Raw genomic sequence first — 913 nt, 5'->3', positions numbered from 1 at the left:
CGAGATTGGATCCGATACCGCGCGGTCAGGCAACGGTAATCCAGCCGTCCGTCAGAAGCCCTCGAAGAGGACCAACAACAACGGCTCAGAGCGACAAGCTTCCTTCCTACCTCCGATCTCTCCACCATATCCGGCCGGCTAGGCCATCCATGGTTTCATAAAGACCGGGCTCGGACGCCTCGAACAACCCTACGGTCGCTCAAAACACCTGGAAGCCTCCAGATCAATCTTCTCTTCACAATGTATGCAGAACACGCATCCAGCCTCAAGGCCGATGCAAAACCTTTATTTCTTCAGAAGACATCGCCGTCAGTCTCGACACCAATCGATTTGGTGGAGCTGAGCGGGATCGAACCGCTGACCCCCTGCTTGCAAAGCAGGTGCTCTCCCAGCTGAGCTACAGCCCCATCAGCTCGATCGCCCCAAACTTCTTCGGGGTTCGGCAACTTCCGCGTCACCGTTCTTTCCCGGCTGCGCCATGCGTAGCCAAACGGCGAAGCATGGTGGGCCCGGGAAGACTTGAACTTCCGACCCCACGCTTATCAAGCGTGTGCTCTAACCAACTGAGCTACGGGCCCATTCTCGTCAAACCGGTCCAGACAGCCATAAACCATCTGGATCGACGCGGTTCTTTGTCTTCTTGAAGAAAGAGAAACGTGGACGGCGAGGCTCGCCATATCATCGGAGCATTACGCTTCCGTGACGTATTGCGTTGCGATCGTGACCTGACTGGTCCGATCTTGTTCTAAAAAGCGGATTTTGCGTGGCCTGGATAGCTTGTCCTTCTCGCTTGCGCTCAAAGGGCATCCAGGCGGGCCATACGGCCACCCTTGCTAAAATCGGCTTCCTTAGAAAGGAGGTGATCCAGCCGCAGGTTCCCCTACGGCTACCTTGTTACGACTTCACCCCAGTC

2 tRNA genes and 1 rRNA gene are annotated in these 913 nt (G+C 56.0%); all 3 read right to left on the bottom strand.

The annotated features are described in order from the left end of the window. Nucleotides 1-331: 331 nt before the first annotated feature. Nucleotides 332-407, bottom strand: a tRNA-Ala gene (locus tag JJQ51_RS32800). Between the two features lie 94 nt (nucleotides 408-501). Beyond that, nucleotides 502-578: transfer RNA gene (locus JJQ51_RS32795), tRNA-Ile, on the bottom strand. Between the two features lie 274 nt (nucleotides 579-852). Continuing rightward, nucleotides 853-913, bottom strand: a 16S ribosomal RNA gene (locus tag JJQ51_RS32790); the annotation flags it as partial.

It is taken from the genome of Rhizobium sp. AG207R (genome assembly GCF_027109195.1).
Lineage (GTDB): Bacteria > Pseudomonadota > Alphaproteobacteria > Rhizobiales > Rhizobiaceae > Rhizobium > Rhizobium dioscoreae.
The sequence above is the reverse complement of the archived record's forward strand: the minus strand, read 5'-3'. Positions and strand labels throughout refer to the sequence as shown.